This window comes from Nonomuraea maheshkhaliensis (genome assembly GCF_039529435.1).
GTDB classification, from domain to species: domain Bacteria; phylum Actinomycetota; class Actinomycetes; order Streptosporangiales; family Streptosporangiaceae; genus Nonomuraea; species Nonomuraea maheshkhaliensis.
Genome location: NZ_BAAAMU010000164.1, coordinates 18,033 through 22,100, shown reverse-complemented (window position 1 = coordinate 22,100; position 4,068 = coordinate 18,033). Strand labels below are relative to the sequence as shown.

Genomic DNA, 4,068 nt, shown 5'->3' with positions numbered 1-4,068 from the left:
GCGGCGGCGGCAGCGGCGGCGGCAGCGGCGGCGGCAGCGGCGGCGGCAGCGGCGGTGCCAGTGACAGGGACGGCAAGGACGGGGACGTGTCGCTGCCGTCAGGGCATGGTTTGGTGGGCATTCGCGAGCGCGTTGCCCTCTATGGTGGAATCCTCAGCATCGGTCCGCTACCGGGGGGCGGTTTCGAGGTGCGGGCGAGGTTCCCCTTGAAGGACGGACAATGACGATCAGAGTGCTGCTGGTGGACGACCAGCCGCTGCTGCGCACCGGCTTCCGCCTGATCCTGGAGGCCGAGCCCGACATCACGGTGGTGGGGCAGGCGGGCGACGGCAAGGACGCTCAGGAGCAGACCAGGGCGCTGCTGCCCGACGTGGTGCTGATGGACATCCGGATGCCCGGGGTCGACGGCATCGAGGCGACCCGCCGGATCGTGCGGGAGGCGGCGCCGGCGGCGCACGTGCCGAAGGTGCTGGTGCTGACGACGTTCGACCTGGACGAGTACATCGTGGAGGCGCTGCGCTCCGGCGCGTCGGGGTTCCTGCTGAAGGACGTGCCGCCGGACGAGCTGGTGCAGGCCATCCGGGTGGTGGCGGCGGGTGACGCGATCGTGGCGCCGAGCGTGACCCGGCGGCTGCTGGACCGGTTCGCGACGCGGCTGCCGTCGGCGTACGAGCAGGCCGCTCCCGCGCGGCTCGACCGGCTGACGGAGCGGGAGCTGGAGGTGCTGCGGCTGATCGCCAAGGGCATGTCCAACGCGGAGATCGCGGCCAAGCTCGTGGTGAGCGAGACGACGGTGAAGACGCACGTGGGCAACGTGCTGACCAAGCTGGGGCTGCGGGACCGCGTGCAGGCGGTGGTGCTGGCTTACGAGACGGGGCTGATCACCCCCGGCGCCATCTCCTGATCACACCCACGCTCGGGCCCCACCGCCCACGGGGGTTGGTGGGGCCGCGGCGTGAGACGTGGCGGGTCAGCCGGCCTTGGCGGGGGCCTCAGGGGCCGTCGGCTCGGTGACGTTCTCCGGGAAGTGGCAGGCCACCTGGTGGCCGCTGGCCAGCTCCGCCAGCGGCGGTTCGACCGTCTTGCAGACCTCCTGCGCCTTCCAGCAGCGGGTGTGGAAGCGGCAGGCGGGCGGCGGGTTGAGCGGGCTGGGCACGTCGCCGGTCAGCCGGATGCGCTCACGGTCCTTGCGCACCTTCGGGTCGGGCACGGGCACGGCCGACAGCAGCGCGTTGGTGTAGGGGTGCATGGGCGAGCTGTAGAGCCGCTTGCGGTCGGCAACCTCGACGATCTTGCCGAGGTACATGACCGCGACCCGGTCGCTGATGTGCCGCACCACCGACAGGTCGTGGGCGATCACGACGTAGGTCAGGTCCAGCTCGTTCTGCAGGTCTTCGAGCAGGTTGACGACCTGGGCCTGGATCGACACGTCGAGCGCGGAGACCGGCTCGTCGGCGATGATCAGCTTGGGTTTGAGCGCGAGGGTGCGGGCGATGCCGATGCGCTGCCGCTGCCCGCCGGAGAACTCGTGCGGGTAGCGGTTGTAGTGCTCGGGGTTGAGCCCGACCATCTCCAGGATGTCCTGGACGGCCTTCTTGACGCCGTGCTCGGTCTTGACGCCCTGGATGCGGAAGGGCGCGCCGACGATGGCACCCACCGTGTGGCGGGGGTTGAGCGACGAGTAGGGGTCCTGGAAGATCATCTGCATGTCGCGCCGGAGCGGCCGGAGCCGGCCCTGGCTCATGTGCGTGATGTCCTGGCCCTCGAAGACGACCTTGCCGGCCGTGGGTTCGAGCAGCCTCGTGACCAGCCGTCCCGTGGTGGACTTGCCGCAGCCCGACTCGCCCACCAGGCCGAGCGTCTCGCCCTTGAACACCTCGAAGCTGATCCCGTCGACGGCCTTGACGGCGCCGACCTGCCTTTTGAGCAGGCCCTTGGTCACCGGGAAGTGCTTCTCCATGTTCTGCACGGACAGAAGCGGCTCATTCTCGCTCACTGGATCTCCAGCACTGGCTTGATCTCGTTCTCCCATAGGCCTTGCCGCTCGCTCCTGCTCATGTGGCAGCGCACCAGGTGGCCCCCCTCGGTCTCGGCGAGGGCGGGCACCTCGGTGAGGGCCTTGCCGCCCGTGCGCTCGGCGTACGGGCAGCGGGGGTGGAAGGCGCAGCCCGGCGGCACGTTGATGAGGGACGGCGGTGAGCCCTTGATCGGCAGCAGCCGTTCGGTGGGCTCGCGGTCGAGGCGGGGCATGGAGCCCAGCAGCCCCCAGGTGTAGGGGTGCTCCGGCCGGTAGAAGATGTCGTCGGCGGTGCCGTATTCGACGCACTTGCCGCCGTACATGACGAGGATGTCGTCGGACAGCTCGGCCACCACGCCGAGGTCGTGCGTGATGACGATCAACGCGGAGTTGAACTCGCGCTGCAGGTCGCGCATGAGATCGAGGATCTGGGCCTGCACGGTCACGTCGAGGGCGGTGGTCGGCTCGTCGGCGATGAGCAGCTCAGGGTCGCAGGAGAGCGCCATGGCGATCATGGCGCGCTGGCGCATGCCGCCGGAGAACTCGTGCGGGTAGCTGTCGACCCGGCCGGCCGGCTCGGGGATGCCGACGCGGCCGAGCATGTCGATGGCGTGTTTGCGGGCCACCTGCTTGGAGACGTCGTTGTGGATCCGGTAGGCCTCCATGATCTGGTGGCCGACCGTGTAGTAGGGGTGCATCGACGACAGCGGATCCTGGAAGATCATCGCCATCTTCTTGCCGCGCAGCCGGCGGACGTGCTCGGCGCTGGCGCCGTTGAGCTCCTCGCCGTCGAGCCAGATCTCGCCGCTGATCCTGGCGCGGCCGCCCTTGTGCAGGCCGAGCACGCCGAGGCTGGTCACGCTCTTGCCGGAGCCCGACTCGCCCACGATGCCGAGGGTCTTGCCGCGTTCGACGGCGAACGACAGCCCGTCGACGGACTTGACGAGACCGTCGTCCGTCGGGAAGTGGATCTTCAGATCCTTGACGTCAAGAAAGCTCACGACAACCTCACCCTCGGGTCGACCACCGCGTACAGGAGGTCGACGATCAGGCTCGCGACGACCACGAAGCCGGCGGCCACCAGCACCACGCCCATCACCTGAGGCAGGTCCTGGTTCCTGATGGCCAGGATGGCGAACTGGCCGAGCCCGGGCAGAGTATAGGTGGTCTCGGTGAGGACGGCGCCGCCGATGAGCAGGCCGAAGTCGATGCCGAACAGGGTCAGGATGGGGGTGAGCGCGGCGCGCAGGCCGTGCTTGACCACGACCCGGCCCTCCCGCAGTCCCTTGGCCCTGGCGGTGCGGATGTAGTCCTCGCCCATCGTCTCCAGCATCCCGGCGCGGGTCAGGCGCGCGTATCCGGCGGCGAACAGGAACGCCAGCGTGATCCACGGCAGCAGGAGGTTGAACGCCCATTGCGCCGGGTTGACGGTGAAGTCGGTCCACGCGCCGCCCGGTGGTGTCCAGCCGAGGCCGTAGCTGAAGACGACCAGCGAGATCATGCCGGTGAAGAAGATCGGCAGTGACACGCCCGCGAGCGCCGTGCCCATGGACAGGCGGTCGAAGAAGCTGCCTCTGCGCAGCGCGGAGATCACGCCCACGCTGACGCCGGCCAGCACCCAGATGATCGCCGCCCCGACGGCCAGGGAGAAGGTCACCGGCAGGCGGTCGACCAGGTCGGGCCAGACGGGTTGCCCGCTGATGAAGGAGTAGCCGAAGCAGGGTGCGGGGCACTGCTCGACGCCCGCGCCGTAGTCGTACTCGGCGCCGGTGAACAGGCCTTTGACGAACCTGCCGTACTGGACGACCACCGGGTCGTTGAAGCCGAGCCGCTCGGCCACCAGGTGGACCGTCTCCGGTGTGGCCGCCCGGCCGACGTAACGCGACGCGAGGGCCTCGGGTGTCGCCCCGGCCCATTGCGGCACGACGAAGAAGATGCCGAACGTGACCATGCTGATCACTATCAGCATGGCGAACGCGCCGATAAGACGCCTGATGATGTATGTGACCACCGCTACCGGCCGAGTGGGGCAGCCCGCCCGGGGCGGGGGG

Annotated in this window: 4 protein-coding genes and 1 pseudogene; 2 read left to right on the top strand and 3 right to left on the bottom strand. The window is 69.3% G+C overall.

Annotation, left to right across the window (positions count from 1 at the left end; translation table 11 throughout):
- Both ABFX54_RS50990 and ABFX54_RS50985 read left to right on the top strand, forming a co-directional pair.
- Positions 1-224 (top strand): annotated as a pseudogene (locus ABFX54_RS50990) (hypothetical protein); the annotation flags it as partial.
- Complete coding sequence (locus ABFX54_RS50985) at positions 221-904, top strand: response regulator (RefSeq protein WP_346114457.1); 684 nt, start codon at positions 221-223, stop codon at positions 902-904. The pseudogene ABFX54_RS50990 and the gene ABFX54_RS50985, both read left to right, overlap by 4 nt.
- 66 nt (positions 905-970) lie before the next feature.
- Here ABFX54_RS50985 and ABFX54_RS50980 read toward each other — a convergent pair whose 3' ends face one another.
- The 3 genes from ABFX54_RS50980 to ABFX54_RS50970 are packed head-to-tail and all read right to left on the bottom strand — an operon-like array spanning position 971 to position 4,028.
- Complete coding sequence (locus tag ABFX54_RS50980; protein WP_346114456.1) at positions 971-2,032, bottom strand: ABC transporter ATP-binding protein; 1,062 nt, start codon at positions 2,030-2,032, stop codon at positions 971-973.
- Entirely contained in the window at positions 1,993-3,018 is a 1,026-nt protein-coding gene (locus ABFX54_RS50975) for an ABC transporter ATP-binding protein (RefSeq protein WP_346114455.1), read from the bottom strand. The genes ABFX54_RS50980 and ABFX54_RS50975 overlap by 40 nt, the downstream gene beginning before the upstream one ends.
- Positions 3,015-4,028 carry an ABC transporter permease gene (locus tag ABFX54_RS50970; RefSeq protein ID WP_346114454.1) on the bottom strand — a complete coding sequence of 338 codons (1,014 nt, stop codon included), beginning with the start codon at positions 4,026-4,028 and terminating at the stop codon, positions 3,015-3,017. The genes ABFX54_RS50975 and ABFX54_RS50970 overlap by 4 nt, the downstream gene beginning before the upstream one ends.
- Between the last annotated feature and the right edge of the window lie 40 nt (positions 4,029-4,068).